This window comes from Actinomyces denticolens (assembly GCF_002072185.1).
GTDB classification, from domain to species: Bacteria; Actinomycetota; Actinomycetes; order Actinomycetales; family Actinomycetaceae; genus Actinomyces; species Actinomyces denticolens.
Window position 1 is genome coordinate 30,746 of the sequence record NZ_MVIW01000007.1, and the last position, 19,974, is coordinate 50,719.

General features: G+C 72.7%; 15 protein-coding genes. 8 read left to right on the forward strand and 7 right to left on the reverse strand.

From position 1 onward, the window contains the following. The first annotated feature begins 17 nt into the window (after positions 1-17). On the forward strand, positions 18-1,412 hold the full coding sequence (locus B1H55_RS03190; protein WP_073451657.1) for an MFS transporter: 1,395 nt from the start codon (positions 18-20) through the stop codon (positions 1,410-1,412). 91 nt (positions 1,413-1,503) lie between these two features. On the opposite strand, the gene B1H55_RS03195 is transcribed toward B1H55_RS03190, so the two are convergent. The 7 genes from B1H55_RS03195 to lepA all read right to left on the reverse strand — a co-directional run bounded on the left by B1H55_RS03195 (position 1,504) and on the right by lepA (position 10,677). Beyond that, on the reverse strand, positions 1,504-2,907 hold the full coding sequence (locus B1H55_RS03195) for a sodium:proton antiporter (protein ID WP_073451655.1): 1,404 nt from the start codon (positions 2,905-2,907) through the stop codon (positions 1,504-1,506). Positions 2,908-2,973: 66 nt separating this feature from the next. After that, positions 2,974-4,005 (reverse strand): ferrochelatase, encoded by a 1,032-nt coding sequence (gene hemH, locus B1H55_RS03200; protein ID WP_231952928.1) that lies wholly within the window; start codon positions 4,003-4,005, stop codon positions 2,974-2,976. 273 nt (positions 4,006-4,278) lie between these two features. Beyond that, entirely contained in the window at positions 4,279-5,595 is a 1,317-nt protein-coding gene (gene hemW, locus B1H55_RS03205; RefSeq protein WP_172575548.1) for a radical SAM family heme chaperone HemW, read from the reverse strand. After that, positions 5,592-6,929, reverse strand: a complete 1,338-nt coding sequence (locus B1H55_RS03210; RefSeq protein ID WP_077240296.1) for an MFS transporter — start codon at positions 6,927-6,929, stop codon at positions 5,592-5,594. Before B1H55_RS03210 ends, hemW begins: the two co-directional genes overlap by 4 nt. A 7-nt stretch (positions 6,930-6,936) precedes the next feature. Beyond that, a complete protein-coding gene (trmB, locus tag B1H55_RS03215) occupies positions 6,937-7,893 on the reverse strand; it encodes a tRNA (guanosine(46)-N7)-methyltransferase TrmB (protein ID WP_073451649.1) in 957 nt (318 codons plus the stop codon). 15 nt (positions 7,894-7,908) lie between these two features. Continuing rightward, complete coding sequence (locus B1H55_RS03220) at positions 7,909-8,730, reverse strand: MOSC domain-containing protein (protein WP_073451647.1); 822 nt, start codon at positions 8,728-8,730, stop codon at positions 7,909-7,911. Positions 8,731-8,796: 66 nt separating this feature from the next. Further along, a complete protein-coding gene (lepA, locus tag B1H55_RS03225) occupies positions 8,797-10,677 on the reverse strand; it encodes a translation elongation factor 4 (RefSeq protein ID WP_073451645.1) in 1,881 nt (626 codons plus the stop codon). 308 nt (positions 10,678-10,985) lie between these two features. Between lepA and B1H55_RS03230 the strand changes: the two genes are divergently transcribed. From B1H55_RS03230 to trpA, 7 genes are all read left to right on the forward strand, one after another. After that, entirely contained in the window at positions 10,986-11,459 is a 474-nt protein-coding gene (locus tag B1H55_RS03230; RefSeq protein WP_077240297.1) for a DedA family protein, read from the forward strand. A 325-nt stretch (positions 11,460-11,784) separates the two neighbouring features. Next, positions 11,785-13,122: a tryptophan synthase subunit beta gene (gene trpB, locus B1H55_RS03235; RefSeq protein ID WP_080461568.1), complete on the forward strand. Its 1,338-nt coding sequence runs from the start codon at positions 11,785-11,787 to the stop codon at positions 13,120-13,122. A 59-nt stretch (positions 13,123-13,181) separates the two neighbouring features. Continuing rightward, a complete protein-coding gene (locus B1H55_RS03240) occupies positions 13,182-14,888 on the forward strand; it encodes an anthranilate synthase component 1 (RefSeq protein ID WP_077240299.1) in 1,707 nt (568 codons plus the stop codon). A gap of 1 nt (position 14,889) precedes the next feature. Then, on the forward strand, positions 14,890-15,531 hold the full coding sequence (locus B1H55_RS03245) for an anthranilate synthase component II (protein ID WP_077240300.1): 642 nt from the start codon (positions 14,890-14,892) through the stop codon (positions 15,529-15,531). Then, entirely contained in the window at positions 15,528-16,682 is a 1,155-nt protein-coding gene (gene trpD / locus B1H55_RS03250) for an anthranilate phosphoribosyltransferase (protein WP_077240301.1), read from the forward strand. The genes B1H55_RS03245 and trpD overlap by 4 nt, the downstream gene beginning before the upstream one ends. Then, entirely contained in the window at positions 16,679-19,006 is a 2,328-nt protein-coding gene (gene trpB / locus B1H55_RS03255; RefSeq protein ID WP_077240302.1) for a tryptophan synthase subunit beta, read from the forward strand. Before trpD ends, trpB (B1H55_RS03255) begins: the two co-directional genes overlap by 4 nt. Next, on the forward strand, positions 19,006-19,860 hold the full coding sequence (gene trpA, locus B1H55_RS03260; protein WP_077240303.1) for a tryptophan synthase subunit alpha: 855 nt from the start codon (positions 19,006-19,008) through the stop codon (positions 19,858-19,860). The genes trpB (B1H55_RS03255) and trpA overlap by 1 nt, the downstream gene beginning before the upstream one ends. Positions 19,861-19,974 lie beyond the last annotated feature (114 nt).

Below are 19,974 nucleotides of genomic sequence, written 5' to 3' on the forward strand. Positions count from 1 at the left end.
GATGAAGGAGCACAACGATGTCCTCTGCCGACCAGCGCCCCCTGGGATTCCTCTCCGCGCCCCCCGCGCTGCCCCGCCTGCCCGATCATGAGATCGCGCCCACCTACAGGAGGTGGAGGGCCAGCGCCTTCATGGGGATCTTCATCGGCTACGCGGGGTTCTACCTGATCCGCAACAACGTGTCGCTCGTGGCCTCGATCCTCAAGGATCACGGCATCATGAGCGCCTCGGATATCGGACTGGTGGCCAATGCGGTGCTCTTCGCCTACGGGCTGTCGAAGTTCTTCATGGCAATGCTCTCCGACCGCGCCAACGCCCGCTACTTCATGCCCCTGGGACTGGCGCTGTCCGCCATCATGAACCTGTTGATCGCCTTCGTTCCGGCCCTGACGGCCTCGGTGGGACTGTTCGCGGTCCTCATGTTCATCAATGGCTGGTTCCAGGGCATGGGATGGCCCCCATCCGGGCGCGTCCTCGTCCACTGGTTCTCCACGCGCGAGCGCGGCTGGAAGACCTCGATCTGGAACTGCGCGCACAACGTGGGAGGTGCCGGGGTCGGCCTCATCTCCGCCTGGGCGCTGGATTCCTTCGCCTCCGACGACGCCGACTGGACCCCCGCGTTCTGGGCGCCCGCGCTCGTCGCGCTCGCGGTCGCCGTCGTCGCGTTCCTGCTCATCCGCGACCGCCCCGAGGCCATGGGCCTGCCTCCGATCGAGGAGTACGCCGACGATCCCGCCAAGGTCGAGGCCGACGAGGGCAAGGAGGACTGGCGCTCGCTGCTGTTCAACCACGTGCTGAGGAGCCGCGTCATCCTGCTCCTGGCGGTGACCAACGTGTTCGTCTACACGCTGCGCTACGGGGTGCTCAACTGGATCCCGGTCTACCTGACCGACTACATCCATGGCGCGAACGTGAAGGACGGAATCCTCGGATTCGCGATCTACGAGGGCGCGGGCATCGCCGGCACGCTCCTGTGCGGGTGGGTGTCCGACCGCGCGTTCCGCGGCTGGCGCTCGGGCGCGGGCATCCTGTTCCTCGGCGGCGTGGGGGTGGCCCTCGTCATCTACTGGCAGCTGCCGCCGACGGCCCCCATGGGCCTGTTCTACCTGTTCATCGCGATCATCGGCGGGCTCATCTACGGGCCGGTGATGCTCATCGGGCTTCAGGCGATCGATCTGTCCCCGCGCAATGTGGCCGGCACGGCGGCGGGCTTCACCGGCCTGTTCGGCTACCTGCTGGGCGCGACGCTCGCCTCCAGCGGCGTTGGCCGCCTCATCGACTACGCGGGCTGGAATGTCACCTACATGTGCCTCGTGGGGGTGGCCGTGGTCGCCGTCGTCCTCATGATGATCGTGGGCCGCGATGAGCGCCGCCTCCTGCAGGAGCGCTCCGCGCACGTGGGCGAGGGCTGAGCGCGGAGGAGAGCGGGAGGCGCGGCGGCCGGTCCTTAGAGGACCGGCCTCCGCGCCTCCGCCTGCTCGCCCCTGCCCGCTCGGATCCCTCTCAGGCGTCCTGGATGGCCAGGCGGCGGCCGCGCAGGATGAGGGCGGCGTCCCAGGCGAGCAGGGCCGCCGTGAGCAGGCCGCCCAGGAGCTTGACCCACAGGGGCTGGGCGATGAAGAGCATAACCATGGCGGCCAGGATCGGCACGAGGCGCGTGGCGGTCTGCACGACGTAGCCGCCGAAGGAGGGCATGGCGACGTCATCCGACTCGGCCACGGACTTGACCATGAAGTTCGGGCCGTTGCCGATGTAGGTGATGGCGCCGCAGAACACCGAGCCGAGCGCGATGGGCACGAGGTAGAGCTCGGGGACGCCCGCGACGAGCGCGCCGCCCGGGGACTCCACGACCTTGCCGACCTCGAAGAAGGTGACGTAGGTGGGGGCGTTGTCGAGCACGGAGGACAGGCCGCCGGTGAAGACGAAGAAGGTGATCTCGTTCATCGGCAGGCTCGGGGCGATCTCGTCCAGGTACTCCAGGGCAGGGATCATGGTGAGGAAGATGCCGACGAACAGGGCGGCGACCTCCGCGATGGGCCCCCAGGTGAACTGGTTGTCCTCGTAGCGCACGCGCTTGTCCCCCAGGAAGTAGGCGGCGGCCGCGGCGCCGATCATGATGACCTCGCGGATCGGCAGCCAGTCGCCGAGGGTCGCGTGGCCCTCCTCGATGGCGTGGACGTCGATGGAGGGCGCCAGTGCCACGGCGGCGATGATGACGGCGAACCAGATGAAGTTCACGGTGCCGCGCAGCCCCAGGGGCTCGACCTCGGACTTGTCGCGCTTGATGTTGGAGCTGGGCTCCTGGGAGTGGAAGTAGGTGTCCAGGGCGAAGTAGGACACCAGCAGCATCCCGTTGACGAACAGCCACTCGCGGAAGAGGTGGAAGGTCCAGGTGAAGGGGACGCCCCGCAGGAAGCCGAGGAAGAGCGGCGGGTCGCCCAGCGGCGTGAGCAGGCCTCCGCAGTTGGCGACGATGAAGATCGTGTACAGGACCGTGTGGACGCGGTAGCGCCGCTCGCGGTTGGTGGCCAGCAGGGGGCGGATGAGCAGCATGGCGGCTCCGGTGGTGCCCACGAAGGAGGCCAGGACGCCGCCGATGGCCAGGAAGATCGTGTTGTTGCGGGGCGTGGCCTCGATATCGCCCTTGAGGTAGATGCCACCGGCGACGACGAAGAGCGAGAGCAGCAGGGCGATGAACTGCCCGTACTCGACGACGGCGGCGAAGACCCTCTGCCAGCCCAGGGCGTGCCACATCCAGGCGGCCACCGGCAGGCCGAGGGCCGAGGCCAGGATGAGCTGATTGCGGTTCCTCTCCCACCAGTGCGCGGTGGCGGGGATGAGGGGGAGGGTGGCGATGCTCGCGAGCATCGCCACGAACGGAAGGGTGGACCACCAGGGCAGGTGCACAACGTCTCCTCTGATTCTCGGCTTGTCCGCCACCCACCATAGCCGACAGCGTTAAACCGCCCCGTCTCAATCCACCCATCCGGACAGCGCGCCGCGGGCCTGCTCGACCAGCGCGGCCACGCAGCCGGGCGCGTCATTGCCCCAGGGGATGTAGTGGAAGTCCCCTCCCCCGGCGGCCGTGAAGGTCCTCCGGTTGAGCTGGTCGATCTCCTCGAGGGTCTCCAGGCAGTCGGCCATGAAGCCGGGGCAGATGACGTCGACGCGCGGGCAGCCGGCCGCGCCCAGCTCTGCGGCGGTGTCGATGGTGGCCGGCCCGATCCACTTCGCGGGCCCGAACACGGACTGGAAGGTGATGCGGATGAGGCCCTCGGGGGCGGCGAGCCGCGCGGCGAGGAGGTCGGCGGTGCGCTCGCACTCGGAGCGGTAGGGGTCCCCGGCGTCGTGCATGGCCCGGGGGATGGAGTGGAAGGACAGCAGGAGGCGCCCGCCGGCGGCCGGGTCGGGTGGGCCATGGCGCTCCCAGTGGTTCTCGATGGCGGTGGCCAGGGCCTCGATGTAGGCCGGGGAGTCCGGGAAGGAGCGGATGGTGCGCAGCTCGGGCTGATCTCGGCCGGCGAGGATGAAGCGGGCCGCCTCGTCGATGACGCTGCCCTGGCTGGAGGCGGAGTACTGGGGGTAGGCGGGCAGGACGGCGATGCGCCGGCAGCCCGCCTCCATGAGCTCGCCCATGACGCGCCTGAGGGCCGGCTCGCCGTAGCGCATGGCGATGCGGACCTGGACGGCGTCGCCGAGGGCGCTCGCGAGGAGCTCGCCCTGGCGCTCGGTGTGGTGCATGAGGGGCGAGCCGGAGTGGCTGGTCTCCTGGCCGGGGCGCCAGACGGTGGCGTACTTGCGGGCCGAGCGCGCCGGACGGATCGTCAGGACGATGCCCTCGAGGACGGGCCGCCAGAGGAGGGGATGGGTCTCGACGACGCGCCGGTCGGTGAGGAACTCGCGCAGGAAGGGGCGCACGTGCTTGGCGGTGGGGGCCTCGGGCGTGCCGAGGTTGGCCAGGATGAGCGCTGGGCGGGAATCAGGGCGGGGATGTGCGGGGGTCACGGGGTCCTCGACGGCGTGGATGGCTTCATGACGGAGCGACGCGATTCGTCACCTCCACGAGATTACCCGATCCCGGCCGGGCCAACCGGCGCGGGCGCCGGCGCGCGAAATGGCGAAGTTTGAGGATTGCTTTCCACCCGCGTCGCCCTAGCATCGCACGGATCCGTGGAATCGCGGGGCTCTTGACTGTTCAACAGCCTCGGATCTGCGAAGCAATCCTCAAATCTCGCCATATTCCAGCCGCTCGACAGCGCGCCCCCGCCGGTGTCAGTCTCAGGCGGTGAGGGCTCGGGTGACGGTGTCGGCCATGAGGCGGCCGCGCAGGGTGAGGATGGCTCGCCCGCGCAGGGCGGCCGCGCCGTCGAGCAGGCCATCGGCGACGAGCCGGCCCACCACGGGCACGAGTCCCCGAGGGGTGCGCCCGGCGCCGGAGCCCGGCTCATCGCCGCCCCCCTCAGCCGGCTCCCCCAGTTCCGTCAGGGCGATGCCCTCGCGCAGGCGGATGCCCAGCATGATCCGCTCCAGGAGCCGGGAGTCGGCGTCGATCACCTCGTGCCCGGCCACCGGGAGCCCTCCGTCGAGCGCCCGCGCCGCCCAGGCCAGGGGATGCTTGGCGTTCCACAGGCGCACGTCGCCCAGATGGCTGTGCGCCCCGGGGCCGGCGCCCCACCAGTCCCAGTCCTGCCAGTAGGCGCGGTTGTGCCGGCACTCGTGGCCGGGCAGCGCCCAGTTGGAGATCTCGTACCACTCGTAGCCGGCGCCCGCCAGGAGGCTGTCGGCCAGCTCGTACTTGGCGGCCTCATCGTCGTCACTGGGCATGGGCAGCTCGCCGCGCTGCACTTGGGCCCACATGCGCGTGCCCTCCTCGATGACGAGGCCGTAAGCGCTCAGGTGATCCGGGCCGATCTCCAAGACGGCCTCGATGGAGCGCTCCCAGTCATCCAGGGACTCCCCCGGCGCGCCGTAGATGAGGTCGAGGCTCGTGCTCAGCCCCGCGCGTCGCGCCCAGTCGACCACCAGTGGCACGCGGGAGGGCTCGTGCGTGCGGTCCAGGACCCTCAGCACATGGGGCACCGCCGACTGCATCCCGAAGGACACCCGGGTGAAGCCGGCCTCGGCCAGCGCCGCCAGGCCCGCCTCGTCCACCGAGTCCGGGTTCGCCTCGGTGGTCACCTCGGCGCCCTCGGCGAGCCCGAAGGCCTCCCTCACGAGTCCGATCATCGTGGCCAGGTCTGAGGGCGGGAGCATCGTCGGGGTGCCACCGCCCACGAAGACCGTGGCGGCCCGGCGCGCGGGAAGGCCCGCGTCATCCATCGCGGCGCGGGCGGCGCGCAGTTCGGCGGCCAGGGTGCTCACGTAGTCGCTCGCGGAGGCGCCCCGCCCCATGTCGAGGTTCGTGTAGGTGTTGAAGTCGCAGTAGCCGCAGCGCACCCGGCAGTAGGGCACGTGCAGGTAGACGGAGAACGGGCGCGCAGCGCCATCGGCGCTCCCGGGCCCCTCTGCCCCGCGCCGGGCTCCCGGCACCGGCGCGGCCACCTCGGGCGGCAGGCCGCCGACAAGGGGCGGCCCCACGGGCTGGGCCGGGCTCACGCCCCCGCCTCCCCCATGAGGTCGGCGGGGCGAGTGACCCGGGAGGCGCCGCCCGCGGGCCATCGCGCTGCGATCTGCCCGCAGACCGTCATGAGCACGAGCGCCGCCACCACGACGGCGAAGGGCGCCACCCAGCCCCCGGTCGCCTCGCGCATCCAGCCCACGACGATCGGTCCCACCGCAGCGGCGCAGTATCCCACCGTCTGGATCAGCGCCGTGGTGCGCCGGTTGTCATCCAGTGACTCAGCGCGCTGGATGACCAGGGAGAACAGGGCGGCGAAGAACGCTCCCTGCGCGATGCCGGACAAGAGGCACGGCACCAGCCAGGCGGTCGGCGCCACGATCATCGCCACCGGCAGCGCCAGCCAGCAGGCGCTCAGCACTCCCAGCATGCGCGCGCCGGACCAGCCCAGGGCCTCGAGCATGAGGGGCACGAGCATCGGGCCCGCGATCCCGGTCATCGCGAACACCGAGGATGCCAGGCCCGCGGCGGACTCGCTCATCCCGGCGGTCTGCGCGAGCGCCGTCGGCAGCCAGCCGGAGATCGCGTAGAAGGAGAGGACGTGCCCGGTGAAGGCCAGCGCCATCACCCAGGCCAGCGGACGGCGCCACACGGGCCCGCCCATCGGCGTCCGCCCCGAGGCGCCGGCGGCCCCACGATCGCTCCCGGCATCCTCGTGACCCCCGCCGGTCAGGGAGCGCTCCCCCACCCAGGCGCTCATGCCCGAGCGTTGCCGCAGGCCCTCACGCGGCGCAGTCGAGCCCGGCGGGTAGACCCACCACCAGGCGGCCGCTGCCAGGACCACGGGGATCACGGTCCACGCCAGGGCGGAGCCGCGCCAGCCGATCACCGCGGCGAGGGGGACGGCCAGGGCCGTCGCGGCCGTGACGAGGACATTGCAGGTGGCCGAGTACAGGCCCGTCATGAGCGAGGCCCGGTGCCAGAAGTCCCGGCCGATGACCATCGGCGCCACGAGGTTGCCGATGGTCAGCCCCGCGCCGATGAGCACGGTACCCGCGAAGGCCGCCGCCGCGCCCCCGGCGGAGCGGAGCACGGCCCCGGCGACCACTGCGCCCATCATCACCAGGCCCGAGGCATTGACCCCCATCCGCCTCACCACGAGCGAGGCCACCGGGGTGAGCAGGCCGAAGCAGAGCACCGGCACGCTGGTGAGCGCCCCGCGCGCCGCCCCGGACAGGCCCAGATCATCACCGAGGCGCTCCAGGAGCGGCGGGATGACGCCCACCGGCACCCGCAGAACGGCGCAGAGCCCCAGGAAGCCGAGCACGATGATGGCGAGCCACGCCCGCCTGGGCAGTCGGACCCCGCTCATCGGGCCATCAATCCGTCAGCCCCTCGGGCGCGAAGAGCTCGGGGGCGCCGTCGTCCAGGCGCTCCAGCGCGGTGGGGCGGGCGGCCGGGATCCACTGCTCCTCGGTGCGCACCGCCGTCAGGTCGCGGATCGTGCGGCCCTCGTCGATGCCTCGCTGCTCGAATCGGGTCATGGCGCGCCCGGCGAAGCGCTCCGACCATCCGCCGCGAGCGCCCGACGGCGAGCCGGGGTCCACCCCGTTGCCCGCGTCCCCGGCGACGGCGGTCGCCGCGCCCAGGTCGGGGCGCGCGCCGGCGTCGTCGTAGCGGAAGTAGGGGCCGGTCGAATCGGCCTCGATGCCCTCGGGCAGGGCGGAGGCGCCCTCCAGGACGTCGCGCATCTGCCAGGCGTAGTCCGCCCAGTCCGTGGCCAGGCGCCACACGCCGCCGGGGCGCAGCACCCGGGCGACCGAGTCGGCGAAGGCGGTGTTCACCAGGCGGCGCTTGCGGTGCCTGGCCTTGCGCCACGGATCGGGGAAGAACACCCACACCTCGCTCGCGCAGCCCACGGGCAGGGCGGTGGCCAGCAGCTCGGCGCCGTCGGCGGGCACGACGCGCACGTTGTGCAGGCCCTGGCGGTGGATCGAGGCGACGAGCCGGGCGATCGCGGTCTCCCAGACCTCGACGGCCAGGTGGTCGACGCCCGGGTGAGCGGCGGCGTGGGCGAGGATGGCCTCCCCCGAGCCCGAGCCGATCTCGACGACGAGGGGGCGGCCCGAGCCCTGGTGGCCGAACAGCGCCTCGGGGTCGAGGCGGAAGCCGGGGGCCACGGTGCGCACGGCGTCGCGCCTGGGCACGTCCACCACGTAGCGAGGGGCGAGCTCGGCCAGGGCCTCGGCCTGCGCCCCGCTGAGGCGCCCGCCGGCGCGGGAGTAGGAGCGCACTCGCGAGTGGATCGCGTGGGAGCGCGGTGGGTGCTGCTGCATCGGCCCGTCGCCCCCTCAGCCGATCCGCTCGTCGGCGGCGGCGGTCACGTACTTGCGCGTGAAGCCGGCCAGGCGGAGGTTCCCGAAGGCCTCGGAGGCGAGCATCGCCCGAGCATCGCGCGGATCGTGGTGGGCGAACCAGCGGTGGCAGGTGACGCGGTGCCCGGGGCTGGAGACGAGCCGGACCTCGTCGCCCGCGGCCACGCTCCCATCGCGCAGCACGGAGAGGTAGACGCCCACGCGGGCGCGCTCGGAGAAGACCTCCACCCAGTCGCCACGCCCCACGCCGCGAGCGAAGGTGGGGCAGGGGTTGCGCACGCCGGTGACCCTCACGAGGATGCCGCGCCGCTCCTGAGTCGGCTCCCCCTTGCCCGCCGCAGGGCCGATGGACAGGATCGCTCCGAGCTCGACGTCGTCGATACCGCCCGCGGAACTCGGCTCAACATCCATGTTCTCCCCCAGGTTCCCGGCGGCCAGGCCCCTCTCGGGGGCGAGGACACCGGCCCAATGCCGGGCCTCGGCGGCGTCCATGACGTAGAGGGCCTTGTCGAGGCCGCCGTGGTGCTCGCGATCCGCCTGCTGGTCCCCCAGGAGCCCGAGGGCGTTGACCGCCACGGGGCCGTTGACGGCGGCCTTGTGGATCGCGGAGACGCCGGGGGCGCCGCAGTCGGGGCGCAGGCGCGCGACGACGCACACGGCGCTCAGCACGCCCACGAGGTCGCCGTCGGAGAAGGGCGAGGGCTCGTCGCGGTGGCGCCCATCGGCACCCGCGTGCGGCTCGCCCAGCACCCGGGCGAGCCCGCGGGTGAGAACCAGATCAGCGCCGTCGTCCCTCATGACATCCTCCTGCTCCCCGCGGCCCGGCAGCCGATCGCGCCGAGCCGCCACTGGTGACGATTCTTCCTACTTGCCGTCCTTGCCGGTGGGATTGTCCGCGCCGAGCGCCGCGATGAAGGCCTCCTGCGGGACGTCGACGCTGCCGATCGCCTTCATCCGCTTCTTGCCCTCCTTCTGCTTCTCCAGCAGCTTGCGCTTGCGGGAGATGTCGCCCCCGTAGCACTTGGCGAGCATGTCCTTGCGCAGGGCGCGGATGGTCTCGCGGGCGATGATCCGCGAGCCGATGGCCGCCTGCACGGGCACCTCGAACTGCTGGCGCGGGATGAGCTCCTTGAGGCGCTTGGTGAGCTTGAGGCCGTAGGAGTAGGCGGCGTCCTTGTGGACGATGGCGCTGAAGGCGTCCACCTTGTCCCCATTGAGGAGGATGTCCACCTTGACCAGGTCCGCGGACTGCTCGCCGTCCATCTCGTAGTCCAGGGAGGCGTAGCCGCGGGTCCGGGACTTCAGGGCGTCGAAGAAGTCGAAGACGATCTCCGCCAGGGGCAGCACGTAGTGCATCTCCACGCGCGTCTCGGAGAGGTAGTCCATGCCCTGCATGGTGCCGCGCCGCGACTGGCACAGCTCCATGACGGTGCCCACGAACTCGCTGGGGGTCAGGATGGTCGCCCGGACCACCGGCTCCTGGACGTCGAGGATCTTGCCCTCGGGGTACTCCGAGGGGTTGGTGACGGTGTGGACGGCGCGGTCCTCGGTGGTGACCCGGTAGACCACGGAGGGTGCGGTGGAGATGATGTCGAGGTTGAACTCGCGCTCCAGGCGCTCCCGGATGATCTCCAAGTGCAGCAGGCCGAGGTAGCCGCAGCGGAAGCCGAAGCCGAGGGCCACCGAGGTCTCGGGCTCATAGGTGAGGGCCGCATCGTTGAGCTTGAGCTTGTCCAGGGCGTCGCGCAGCACGGGGAAGTCCGAGCCGTCCACGGGGAACAGGCCGGAGAACACCATGGGCTTGGGCTCCTGGTATCCGGCCAGCGGCTCGGCGGCCGGCGCGGCGGCGGAGGTGACGGTGTCGCCGACCTTCGACTGGCGCACGTCCTTGACCCCGGTGATGAGGTAGCCGACCTCCCCGGCGCCCAGCCCCGCCGTGGGGGCGGGCTCGGGGCTGATGACACCGATCTCGAGCAGGTCGTGGACGGCGGTGGTGGAGAGCATCTCGATGCGCTCGCGGGGCTTGAGGGCGCCGTCGACGACGCGCACGTAGGTGACGACGCCGCGGTAGGTGTCGTACACGGAGTCGAAGATCATGGCGCGCGTGGGTCCGGCGGGGTCGCCCACCGGCGCGGGGACGACCTCGACGATGCGGTCGAGCAGCTCGGGCACGCCGGCACCGGTCTTGCCGGAGACCCTCAGGATGTCTGCGGGCTCGCAGCCGATGAGCGAGGCGATCTCGTCGGCGTGGCGCTCGGGCTCGGCGGCAGGCAGGTCGATCTTGTTGAGCACGGGGATGATCGCGAGGTCGCCCTCGATGGCCATGTAGAGGTTGGCGAGGGTCTGGGCCTGGATGCCCTGGGCGGCGTCGACGAGCAGGACGGCGCCCTCGCAGGCCGCCAGGGAGCGGTTGACCTCGTAGGAGAAGTCGACGTGCCCGGGGGTGTCGATCATGTTGAGCGCATAGGGGCGTATGGCGCCGTCGGGGCCTGGCGCGCCCCAGGGCATGCGCACGGCCTGGGACTTGATGGTGATGCCGCGCTCGCGCTCGATGTCCATGCGGTCGAGGTACTGGGCGCGCATATCACGGGGGGCGACGACGCCGGTGGCCTGGAGCATGCGGTCGGCCAGGGTGGACTTGCCGTGGTCGATATGGGCGATGATGGAGAAGTTCCTGATCAGCGCGGGATCGGTCGCTGCCGGGGTGACGACGGCGGCCTGCTCGGGCGTGAGGATCGGTGACACGGATGCCTTCCGGACGGGCGCGGCGGGGCGCGCGGAACATACTGGGGCAGTCTCCCACGCCGCCGCCCGGGTCGGCGCGACCGAGGCCGGGTACGGGCCCGTAGCCTCAGAGATGACCGGCTGAAGTGGCGAGGTTTGAGGATCGCTCGGCCGAACCGAGGTGGTTGACCGATCAAGGACCGCATGATCCTGCGGATCTGGCCGCTGCTGGCTGGATGCGCGGGAGAAGCAATCCTCAAACCTCGCCATTCCCGTCGGCCGCGGATGGCGCTTCGCGCGTCAGGTGAGGCTCGGCTAAGGTGCGGAGCGTGATCGAGCGGATCCACGAGCTCCACTTCGCCTGGGTGCTCCTCTTCTTCTGGTGCGGCGCCATGGCGCGCTCGAACGCCATGTACTGGACCGGGCGGTGCCTGGGCGCGGGGGCCTCGCGGAGCCGCTGGGCCCGGATCCTGCGAAGCCCGGCGTACGCGAGCGCCCAGGACTGGGCGGCGCGCTGGGGCATCTGGGCGGTCCCGCTCTCCTTCCTCACCATCGGCGCGCAGTCGCTCATTCAGGTCTCCGCCGGGGTCGCGCGCGTGCCCGTGCCGCGCTACCTGCTGGCCACGGCGATCGGCGCCCTCGCGTGGGCCGGGATCTACACGACCATCGGCATCGCGGTGCTGACCGGGTGGATGACGAGCCCCACGGGACGCTTGATGACAATCGTGGCCCTGGCGGCCGTGGCCGTCGCCATCCTGCTGCGCAGGAGGGGGCTGGGCAGGAGAGCCCCCGCATCGGAATGAGCCCGGGCCCATGGCTCGGGGAGGCGCGGCCGCCTCGGCGCGTCGGGGACGCCGAGGGGAGCTCGGCGCCTGCGCTCGCCGGCCCCTCACCCCCATCCCACGATATGAGCGCCGCCACGTCGGATTTGCCGCCCGCTTCCCGGCTCCCCTACCGTTCCTCCCATGACGACGACGCGCACCCGCTGCTGGTGGTGGCTCCCCTGAGGGCGAGCCACTGATACGTCGTACCCGACGCCCCGCTCGCCACGAAGGCGGGCGCGAGAGCGCGAGGAGTCCCCGGGCCCGCCTTGAGAGCATAACCACCCCTCCAAGGAAAGAGCCCCGCATGAGCACCGCAGACGCCGCCCAGTCGGCCCCCACCGCCCACGACGCCGCGCCCCTTCCCGGCGCCGCCCCCACCGCCGGCCGCGTCCCGACCGGCCCGCTCGGCCCCGACGCCCCGGGATACACCGCCCCGGCCCCCGGCACGGACGTCCCCCGCCGCACGCTGCTGCCGGCCTTCTTCGGGCGCTTCGGCGGCCAGGAGGTCCCCGATTTCCTCCTACCCGCGCTCGACGAGCTCGAAGCCGCCTACACCGAGGCCGTCGACGATCCCGGCTTCCTCACCGAGCTCGAGGACCTGCGCGAGGGATACCTCGGCCGCCCCACGCCCCTGTACGAGTGCCGCGGCCTCTCGCGCCCCGGGACCCGCATCATCCTCAAGCGCGAGGACCTCGTCCACGGCGGTGCCCACAAGGGCAACAACGCCCTCGGGCAGGCCCTCCTGGCCAAGCGCATGGGCAAGACCCGCCTCATCGCGGAGACCGGTGCGGGCCAGCACGGCACCGCCACCGCGATGGTCGCCGCCCTGCTGGGCATGGAGTGCACCATCTACATGGGCGCGCACGACGTCGAGCGCCAGCGCCCCAATGTGGAGCGCATGGAGCTCATGGGGGCCAGGGTCGTCCCCGTGACCACCGGCTCGCAGGGTCTCAAGGACGCCGTCGACACCGCCCTGACGCAATGGTGCGAGCGCCTGGAGTCCACCGCCTACGTCCTGGGCTCGGCCACCGGCCCCCACCCCTTCCCCACGATCGTCCGCTACTTCCAGTCGGTGATCTCCATCGAGTCCCGCGCCCAGATGCTCGCCCGCTACGGGCGCCTGCCGGACGCCGTCATCGCCTGCGTGGGCGGGGGCTCCAACGCCATCGGCGCCTTCAGCGAGTACCTGGACGACGACGTCGAGCTCATCGGCGTGGAGCCCGCGGGCAAGGGCCTGAGCACCGGCCTCCATGGCGCCCCCATCTGCGCCGGCCGCACCGGCGTGCTCCACGGCACCCGCTCCTACGTCATGCTCGACGACGACGGCGCCGTCCTGCCCTCCCATTCCATCTCCGCCGGCCTCGACTACCCCTCCGTGGGGCCCGAGCACGCTTATCTGGCGGACACCGGGCGGGCCGAGTACGTCGGCATCACCGACGACGACGCCCTGGCCGCCTTCCGGGAGCTCTCCCGCTCCGAGGGGATCATCCCCGCCATGGAGTCCTCCCACGCCATCGCCGAGGCGCTGCGGATCGCCCGCGAGCGCGAGGCCGGTGGTCGGACCGGGGAGATGCTGCTCCTGGTCAACCTGTCCGGGCGCGGGGACAAGGACATGCACGAGGTCCGCGAGCACCTGTCCTGACCCGCCCCGGGGATGATCGGAGACGATGAGGAGCGATAAGACGCGATGAGGAGCGCAGCATGACTGTCACAGGCACTGCGGGATCGGCGGAGTCCGCGGATCCGATCCGGCCCGCCGAGCCCACGGTTCTGACCCGAAAGGTCCACTGCCCCGACGATTCCGGGGCGCTCATGAGGCGCCTGGTTGAGGCCGGCGCGATCGCCACCACCGCGGACGGCGCGGACGGTGCCCGCAGGCCGGTGGACGTCGTCCTGCTGGAGAGCGCGGACATCACCACGGGGTCCTCGCGCACGACGGTCCTCATGCTCGAGGCGAGCGCGCGACTGACCTGCGAGGGGGACCAGGTGGTCATCGAGGCCCTGGACCGGGCCCGGCCCGACGGGGAGGCCGCCGTGGCGCGCGTGCGCGCATCCCTGGCGGATCGCGTCGTCGAGGAGGGGCCCGGCCGTCTGGCGGTGCGGATCCCCTCACCGGCCGACGACGCCGGGATGGAGGAGCGGGAGCGGCTGACGGCCCCCTCGACCCTGGATCCGCTGCGCGTGCTCGCCTCCCAGGAGGTCGACCACCCGCACCTGCCGCTCGTGGCGGGAGTATTCGCCTTCGATTACCTGGCGGGCTTCGAGCAACTGCCGCAGGTGGCCGCAGGACCGAACACCTGCCCGGACTACCTGTTCCACGCCGCGCGCATCCTCCTGGTCATCGATCACCCCACCGGTGAGGCGGCACTGGTGGGGGCGAGTGCGGATGCCGATGATCTCGCGCGCAGGATCGACGAGCTGGCCACCGTCATCGACGCCGCGGGGCCCGCGCCGGTCCCGGATGCGGGCGGGCCCGCGTCGCCGGCGGGAGGCGCCGGCCCAGTGGCCGGCCCAGCCGCCCGCCCGGTGGCCCGCGCCGTGCCCAGCATCTCGGACAGCGATTTCGCGGGGCTCGTGGCCGGGCTCCAGGAGTCGATCGCAGCCGGGGACGTCTACCAGGTGGTTCCGTCGCGGGCGTTCACGATCGACTGCCCGGATGCGCTGGAGGCCTACCACGCGCTGCGCGAGTCGAATCCGAGTCCCTACATGTTCTACGTGGCGACTCCCGGCTTCGAGCTCCTGGGCGCCTCCCCCGAGTCCGCCCTGCTGCACAGCGCGGCCACGGGCGAGGTGGCCATCCGGCCCATCGCCGGCACTCGCCCGCGCGGGCTGGCCCCGGACGGCTCCGTGGACCATGAGCGGGACACCCGCCTGGAGTTGGAGCTGCGCACGGACGCCAAGGAGATCGCCGAGCACGTCATGCTCGTGGACCTGGCGCGCAACGACGTCGCCCGAGTCAGCGCGCCGGGCACCCGGCGAGTGCGCGAACTGCTGCGCGTGGACCGCTACAGCCGCGTCATGCACCTGGTCTCGGAGGTGTCCGGGCAGCTGGACCCGGGCCTGGACGCCCTGGACGCCTTCCGCGCCTCGATGACCATGGGCACGCTCACCGGTGCTCCGAAGCTGCGGGCCGCCGAGCTCATCCGCGCCACCGAGGGCGTGCGGCGCGGCTCCTACGGGGGCGCGGTGGGCTATCTGCGCGGCGACGGCGAGCTCGACACCTGCATCGTCATCCGCTCGGCCTTCGTGGCGGGCGGACGGGCCCTGGTGCAGGCCGGCGCGGGCGTCGTCGGCGCCTCCGATCCGGCCGCCGAGGCGGCCGAGACCGTCCACAAGGCCGGCGCGGTGCTGGCTGCCGTGGCGGCCGCCCGGGGCGCTGAGCTCGTCATCGAGACCGGGGAGGCCTGAGATGCGCGTCATCCTGCTGGACAACCGCGATTCCTTCGTCTACAACCTCGTCGACCAGCTCGCCGTACTGGGCGTGGGCACCGAGGTCTATCGCAACACGGTGCCGGCTTCCGCGGTCCTGGCCGCGTTGGAGCCGACGGCGCGGGAGACGGCCGCGGGCCAGCGCCCCGCCCTGGTCCTCTCCCCCGGCCCCGGGCACCCCCGCCAGGCGGGTTGCATGATGGGGGTCCTGGGCGCCGCCCTGGAGCGCGGCCTGCCGACGCTGGGCATCTGCCTGGGCTTCCAGGCCATCGTCGAGGCCTGCGGTGGGAGCGTGGGGAGGGTCGAGCCGGTCCACGGCCGATGCACCCGCGCGGAGGTCACGTCCGCCGGGCGCGCCGATGCCGCCTTCGCCGTGCTCGACGGCGGGCCCCTGGATGTCGCCCGCTACCACTCGCTCGGCACGCGCGAACTGCCCGCCGACCTGGAGTGCCTGGCCCGCACCAGCGACGGGATCGTCATGGCCGCGCGCCACCGACGACGCCCCGCCGTCGGCCTCCAGTTCCACCCCGAGTCCATCCTCACCCCGGCCGGCCCCGCGATCCTGCGGGCCCTCATCGCCGGATTGACCACCACGACCGCAAGCGCAGGAGAGAACCGATGACAGAGCCGACAACCGCGCCAGAGCCCACCACTGCCCCGGCCCCCTCGGCACCGGCCGTCGCCGGGGCCGAGGACGCCCACCGACTCCTGCGCGAGGTCATCCAGGGCCGCCGGCTCAGCCGGGAGGAGACCGGCATCGTCTTCGCCGCGCTCGGCGCCGGGGACCTCTCCGAGGCCGAGACCGCCGCCCTGCTCGCCGCCCTGCACTCCCGGGGCGAGACCGCCGACGAGGTCGCGGGAGCCGCGAGCGCCTTCCGCCGGGCCGCGCGCCCCTTCCCCGCCGTCGCCTTCCCGCTCGTGGACGTCGTGGGCACGGGGGGCGACGGCGTCGGCACGATCAACATCTCCACCGCGGCCGGGCTCGTCGCCGCGTCGATGGGCATCTCGGTGGCCAAGCACGGCAACCGGGCGGTGTCCTCCAGGACGGGGGCGGCCGACGTCGTCGCGGCCCTGGGCCTGCCCCTGGACGTCACGGCCGAGCAGGCCGTCGAGCTGCTGGCGCGCGACCACTTCACGTTCCTGTTCGCCCAGGCCTATCACCCGGCGATGAGGCACGTGGCACCGATCCGCAGGGCCCTGGCCACGCCCACGATCTTCAACGTGCTCGGCCCCCTGCTCAATCCCGCGCACCTGACCTACCAGCTCATGGGCGTGTGGGATCCCTCCATGCTCGACATGATCGCCGAATCCATGGTCAAGCTGGGCCGCAAGCGCGCCCTCATCGTGCACGGGGCGGGCACCGATGAGATCGCCGTCCACGGCGCCACGCAGGTGCGGGAGGCCACCCCCCGCGGGGTCAAGGCCTACGAGGTCACCCCGGAGCAACTCGGCGTGGCCCGCTGGGAGTTGAAGGACGTCCTGGGCGGTGAGGCCGCCGAGAACGCCGCCGCCCTGCGCGAGGCGCTCGCGGGCCGGGGAGAGCCGGCCCACCGCGATGCCATCGCCGTCAACGCCGGCGCCCTGCTCTACCTCGCGGGGCCCGCGGACAACCTGGCCGATGGCACCCGCATGGCCCTGGAGCAGATCGCCTCAGGGGCGGCCGGCGGGCACCTGGACTCCATGACCACCGCGGCGCAGCTGGCGGCCCGCTCCGGACGGGCCGGCGGGGCGAGCGGCGAGGGCGCTGAGATCGCTGAGGAGGAGCGGGCATGAGCGCCGGAGCGACCACGCGCAGCGCGCCGGCGCGCCCCGAGCGCGCGCCGATCGAGGAGCGCCTCATGGCCACCGGCACGGTGCTGGACGCGATCGTGGCCGGGAGGCGCCGGCGCCTGCCCGAGCTGCGCGAGCGCTTCGGCCACCTGGAGGCCTCGGCCCTGCCCCGTTCCGGGCGCTCCTTCGAGGAGGCCCTGCGGCGCCGCACGGGCCCCTCCGCCGGCCCGCGCCCGGCGATCATCATGGAGTGCAAGGCGGCCTCGCCGTCGCTCGGCTCGATCCGGGCGGACTACGACCCCGCCGCGCTGGCCTCCTCCTACGCCCCCTACGCGGCGGCGATCTCCGTGCTCACCGAGCCTGACCGCTTCAACGGCGAGTACGAGGACCTGGCCCGGGTGCGCGCAGCGGTGGACCTGCCGGTCCTGTGCAAGGACTTCATCGTCGACCCCGTGCAGGTGCTCGCGGCCCGTCACCTGGGGGCGGACGCGATCCTCCTCATGCTCTCCGTGGTGCCCGACGACGTCCACCGGGAGCTGGCGGGGCTGGCAGCCTCCCTGGGCATGGGCGTGCTCACGGAGGTCTCCACCCCCGGCGAGATGAGCCGGGCGGCCGCCCTGGGCGCGCGGGTCATCGGCATCAACAACCGGGATCTGCGCACGCTGGACACGGACCTGTCGCGCACCGAGGAGTTGGCGCCCCTGGCGCCGGCCGGGGCGGTCCTCGTGGGCGAGTCCGGGGTCCATGGGCCGGGGGACGTGCGGCGCCTGGCCGGGATCGTGGACGCCCTGCTGGTGGGCTCGAGCCTGTCGGGCTCGGCGGATGCCGGGGCCGCGGCCCGGGCGCTGGTGGAGGCCGTGCCGCTGCCGGGCGGGCCCTCCGGGGCGCGGGTCGGCGCCGACTCCCCGGCAGCCGAGGAGTCCCCGGTCTCCCCCGCGCTCAGGCGCGCGCGCCTGGCCGAGGCCGCTGCGGCGCCACCGGGCCCGGACGGCCGCTGGGAGCACCCGCGCCTCGACCCCTACTTCGGGGGGTACGGGGGCCAGTTCGTGCCCGAGCTGCTCATCCCCGCCCTGGATCAGTTGGAGGACGCCTTCATCGCCGCGAGCGCGGACCCCGCCTTCACCGCGGAACTCGATGAGCTCCTGCGCCGCTACCTGGGGCGCCCCACGCCGGTGACCGAGCTGCGCAACCTGCCGCTTCAGGGCAATGCGAGGATCCTGCTCAAGCGCGAGGACCTCGTTCACGGCGGGGCGCACAAGGGCAACCAGGTGCTCGGCCAGGCGCTCCTGGCCAAGCGGATGGGCAAGCGGCGCATCATCGCCGAGACCGGTGCGGGCCAGCACGGCACCGCCACCGCGATGGTCTGCTCGCTGCTGGGCCTGGAGTGCACGATCTACATGGGCGCCACCGACGTCGTGCGGCAGGCCGCCAATGTGGAGCGCATGGAGCTCATGGGCGCGCGGGTGGTGCCCGTGGCCAGTGGCGCGGGCACCCTCAAGGACGCCGTCAATGAGGCGTTGAGGGATTGGACGGCCTCGTTCAAGGACACCCATTACCTGCTGGGCACCGCCGCCGGCCCGCATCCCTTCCCCACGATCGTCCACGCCTTCCACCGGGTCATCTCCACCGAGGCCCGCGCCCAGGTGCTCGCGCTCACGGGGCGCCTGCCCGATGAGGTGATCGCCTGCGTGGGCGGGGGGTCGAACGCCATCGGCATGTTCTCCGACTTCATCGACGACGCCTCCGTGGGGCTCATCGGCGTCGAGCCCGCGGGCGAGGGCCTGGACCGCCGCCACGGGGCGCCGATCAACGCCGGCGCCATAGGGATCCTCCACGGCGCCCGCTCCTACCTCATGCGCGACGACGACGGCCAGGTCGAGGAGTCCTTCTCCGTGTCCGCCGGCCTGGACTACCCCGGGGTCGGCCCTGAGCACGCGCGCCTGTCCGATACGGGACGGGCCCGGTACGTCGGCATTACGGATGAGGAGGCGCTGGAGGCCTTCCGGCTGCTCAGCCGCCATGAGGGGATCATCCCGGCCCTGGAGTCCTCCCACGCCCTCGCCCAGGCCCTCAAGATCGCCGAGGCGGTCCCCGATGGCGCCGAGCCGCCCATCCTGCTCGTGTGCCTGTCCGGGCGCGGGGACAAGGACCTCGACCAGGTGCGGGCGCGCATGGGCGGTTCGTTCAGCGACGACGGCGCGGTGGCCCGGGCGGCCGGGATGCTGCGACGGATGGGCAAGCGCGGTGAGTACGAGGCCATGGCCACCCGGGCCGGGGCCGCGCCGGCGGCGCCCGGAGTGGGCTCGAGTGATGAGGAGGAGCGCTGATGGATCGCTACGAGTCGATGTTCACCGCCCTGCGCGAACGGGGCGAGGGGGCCTTCGTCCCCTTCGTCATGGTGGGCGACCCCAGCGCGGAGCTGTCCGAGGAGGTCATCGAGGCGCTCATCGCCGGGGGCGCGGACGCCCTGGAGCTCGGGGTGCCGTTCAGCGACCCCGTCGCCGACGGGCCCACGATCCAGCGCGCGCATATCCGCGCCCAGGAGGCCGGGGCCGCCCTGGCCGACTGCCTGGGGGTGGTGGCGCGCGTGCGCCGGCGCCACCCGGAAATGCCCATCGGCATGCTCATCTACGGAAACGTTCCCTTCGCCGTCGGCCTGGAGGCCTTCTACACCAGGTGCACCGAGGCGGGGATCGACTCGGTCCTGCTGCCCGATGTCCCCGTGCGCGAGTCGCCCGCCTTCTCCGCCGCCGCGGTGCGGGCGGGGATCGCCCCGGTGTACATCGCCCCGCCGTCGGCCGCGCCCCACACGCTCGACGCCGTGGCGGGCGCTTCGCGGGGCTACGTGTACGCGGTCTCGCGCGTGGGGGTCACCGGCGCCGAGCAGGCCGCCTCGACCGTGGGGCTGGCCGAGTCGGTGGCCAGGCTGCGGGCCGGTGCCGCGGCGCCGGTCATGCTCGGTTTCGGCATCTCCCGCCCCGAGCAGGTCGCCGAGGCGATCGCCGCGGGGGCCGATGGGGCGATCTCCGGGTCGGCGACGGTCCGGATCGTGGAGTCCCACGCCCCGGCCATCGCTGCGGCGCGGCCGGGCAGCCGCGCGAGGGAGGAGGCCGTCGAGGCGATGCGCGCGGAACTGCGCGGCTTCGTCGCCGCGATGAAGGCGGCCGCGCGGCCACGGTGAGTCGGCACGGGACGGGGATCGGGGCGGCCAAGGCCTCGTGACGAGGAAGGATGGGGAGAACGACCTGCCAATTGGCGAGCATGAACCTCTTCACAAGTGATGCCCGCCACGTTA

Coding starts and splice junctions, on each gene's coding strand:
- B1H55_RS03190 (WP_073451657.1), top strand. CDS start 18: ATGTCCTCTGCCGACCAGCGCCCCCTGGGATTCCTCTCCGCGCCCCCC.
- B1H55_RS03210 (WP_077240296.1), bottom strand. CDS start 6,929: ATGAGCGGGGTCCGACTGCCCAGGCGGGCGTGGCTCGCCATCATCGTG.
- trmB (WP_073451649.1), bottom strand. CDS start 7,893: ATGCAGCAGCACCCACCGCGCTCCCACGCGATCCACTCGCGAGTGCGC.
- B1H55_RS03220 (WP_073451647.1), bottom strand. CDS start 8,730: ATGAGGGACGACGGCGCTGATCTGGTTCTCACCCGCGGGCTCGCCCGG.
- trpB (WP_080461568.1), top strand. CDS start 11,785: ATGAGCACCGCAGACGCCGCCCAGTCGGCCCCCACCGCCCACGACGCC.
- B1H55_RS03240 (WP_077240299.1), top strand. CDS start 13,182: ATGACTGTCACAGGCACTGCGGGATCGGCGGAGTCCGCGGATCCGATC.
- B1H55_RS03245 (WP_077240300.1), top strand. CDS start 14,890: ATGCGCGTCATCCTGCTGGACAACCGCGATTCCTTCGTCTACAACCTC.
- trpD (WP_077240301.1), top strand. CDS start 15,528: ATGACAGAGCCGACAACCGCGCCAGAGCCCACCACTGCCCCGGCCCCC.
- trpB (WP_077240302.1), top strand. CDS start 16,679: ATGAGCGCCGGAGCGACCACGCGCAGCGCGCCGGCGCGCCCCGAGCGC.
- trpA (WP_077240303.1), top strand. CDS start 19,006: ATGGATCGCTACGAGTCGATGTTCACCGCCCTGCGCGAACGGGGCGAG.